Annotated in this window: 4 protein-coding genes; all 4 read right to left on the bottom strand. The window is 31.7% G+C overall.

Going from position 1 to position 2,722, the window contains the following annotated elements; all coding sequences use genetic code 11:
- Positions 1 to 585: cation transporter (locus VNJ50_RS04365; RefSeq protein WP_325579412.1), on the bottom strand; the 585-nt coding region annotated here is incomplete at its 3' end.
- Between the two features lie 359 nt (positions 586 to 944).
- Positions 945 to 1,766 carry a hypothetical protein gene (locus tag VNJ50_RS04360; protein ID WP_325579410.1) on the bottom strand — a complete coding sequence of 274 codons (822 nt, stop codon included), beginning with the start codon at positions 1,764 to 1,766 and terminating at the stop codon, positions 945 to 947.
- 180 nt (positions 1,767 to 1,946) lie between these two features.
- Positions 1,947 to 2,075 (bottom strand): hypothetical protein, encoded by a 129-nt coding sequence (locus VNJ50_RS04355; RefSeq protein WP_325579409.1) that lies wholly within the window; start codon positions 2,073 to 2,075, stop codon positions 1,947 to 1,949.
- A 260-nt stretch (positions 2,076 to 2,335) separates the two neighbouring features.
- Positions 2,336 to 2,722: hypothetical protein (locus VNJ50_RS04350; protein WP_325579407.1), on the bottom strand; the 387-nt coding region annotated here is incomplete at its 5' end.

Raw genomic sequence — 2,722 nt, 5'->3', positions numbered from 1 at the left:
ATAAAGACAAATTCCGTTTGCAATAAGTGCAAAAATCGAAACTATAATCATTGTTGAAAAATCGGGAAGTTTCTCGTTTCCGAAAAATCTTCTCAAGACTTCTACAAATCCAATAATCGCAAGTATTATTTGAAAATATCCAGCAAGTTTGGCAATCCGTTTTTTCTTTATTACTGTTCCGCCAACCGCAAACAAACTAATTCCGTACACAAAACTGTCCGCAAGCATATCTAAACTATCGGCAACAAGTCCCATAGATTTTGAGATAATTCCTGTTGTCATTTCAATAATGAAAAAAGCAAAATTTATGGCAAGTACAGACCAAAGTAGTTTTTTCTGATTTTCGTTTTCTTTAAATTCCGTTCGGTCGGTTTGTTCCGTTGAGATTTTTTTTCCACCTAAATTCAATTCGATAACGGACTTTTCGATTTGGTCAATTTCTCCGCTGTGAAAAACGGTCAATTTTCGATTCGGAATATCAAAGTCCAAATTCGCAATGCTTGAAATTCCGTCCAATTTCATTCGGATAAGATTTTCCTCTGAAGGACAATCCATTTTGGTAATTTCAAATATTGTTTTTTCCATTCACGTTCTCGTTTTTTTGCATTGGCTACAACATGTGTATACATAACATATGACACTAGGAGTGACGTATATATCACCTATGTACACCATGCTATTTTGATTTATCTTTCTCAAATGTAACAGATTCAAACAAAGAATCCAAAGACTCTTTCTCAAAGTCTTACCATGCATTCTTTATCCTGTACAAAAACATACCCCAATTCCCCCTTACCTCTTGCCAGCAATTTTGTTAAATCCAAATCTACTGCATACCTGTAGCCTTCTGTGATATACGCTTGACATTTCCTTAATGCTCCGTGAGCGTTGTGCCGTGGTCTGAACCCGTAGCTATTGTCGCTAAATTCGGGCTACAACATGTGTTAATCTAAATATTCAAAAATCTCTTCATAATCAAAAGAACCATTATTAAATACAGTTCTTTTGGTTGGCCTGTCTTTAAAATCGTATGAAAAATCGATAATTTGGTGTTGATCTCTAAAACCAAAATCTAATTTGGTATAATTGTTTTTAGAGTATTTCAGGTCTAAAATTAACCTTGGAAAATAATCACCTCTATCAATGATATGAGTGTAGTCTGTATAGATAACAACGCTTTTTTTATCGTCATAATTTAAATATTTTAGGCCCTTATTATATGCAGAGGCATTTTGTACGCCAATGGCGTTATTATTTGAATAAATAATTTCTGTGTGACCTTCAACGCGTTTCACTAGATTATTAGGTAATAGTAAATATTGTTCTATTTCATATGAACTAATAATTGAGTCTTTATGATCAAGAACTTGCTTGTATGCATTTACACTTTTATATCCGTTTTCTATGCCATATTTAAAGTAGATTTGATATGTGCCCTCGAAATTACTATTTCCTGGTAAGTTCAAATCACAATCATTAGTCTTGCAGTCGGTATAGACCCTTATGATTTGTCCGTTTTCATATTCAATATTATAAGTAGCAGAAAGTGTAACTAATGAAGGATTTGGCGAGCTATATCCATAAAAGCTATCGGACGTAGCAATAGAAGTTAGTTTTTTATTCAGATCATAATTTAACTTATAAGTCCGAGTTCGAACGTCGGGGTTATAACCATTAGGACCGTCAGTTATTGTGACTTTACTTATATAAGTTCGATTGATGTTTTCATTTTCGTCATCGTTATTATTACGGTCAGAACAAGACATAAATAAAATAAAAATCAGGAGGTGCCATGTAATTGTTTTCATAGTTTTTGTAGTTTTTTGAATACGTTCATTTGTTTAATCTAACCCTATTGCAAGCCATTATTTACTTTGGTTTTTTAAGATATTAAACGTGATAATGAAATTATAATAATCTTTTATTTTGGGTTTTACGATCCAATTTCATGGTTTCACTACGTTGTACAACAAGAGTTTTCCATTGTTTTCAATAATGGCACATACTACTTTTAAAAGCTCAGAATCAGTATCTTTCTTATTTTTCATTTTCTCTACGCTATCATGGTATGTCATCAATAAAGTTGTTTTTCCTTCAACCAATGATAGGGTTGTTATTTTTTTTTAATTCTGGGCATCGGCAGGTATAGTCGTAATCAGTTGCACTCATACTTATTATATGCTCTTATCAAACATACCATTTTTATCCAATTGTAATAAAACAAGTTATCCCACATTATCAACATCTTGACAAAGATGTTGACATTTATTTTAATAAAGTATTTTGTTTTTGAGATCACAAACGAAATGCTTGTGTTGTTAAGTGAATGAAAAAATCACTTATAATATTGGAAGTTCCTTGATCCTATTTTACCTTTTTTAAGCTGTCCTTCCTTTACAACGTCTAATAAAGCTTGACTAACCGCAGAACTTTCCAATTTAATAGAATAATCCCTTTCTATACGATTACGAACATCTCCTGTTTTCTTAGGCATATCAAAAAACGAAGTCTTCTCTATTAATCTTCTTATCGCTTCGCCTATTGTAAAACGCTTCTCAGTAAATTTTTTATATTCGGATGAGTTGTGAGTTTTAACATTATGCCAAAAATCTTTGATAAGTGAAGTTTTATCAATTCTATTTGAAGATAAATCAAGTAGAATATTTAATGGCATTCCTGTATAAAAAGAAATATTCAATATAGTATTACTATTAAAGCCTTT

It is taken from the genome of Gelidibacter sp., assembly GCF_035577925.1.
Lineage (GTDB): Bacteria > Bacteroidota > Bacteroidia > Flavobacteriales > Flavobacteriaceae > Gelidibacter.
The sequence above is the reverse complement of the archived record's forward strand: the minus strand, read 5'-3'. Positions and strand labels throughout refer to the sequence as shown.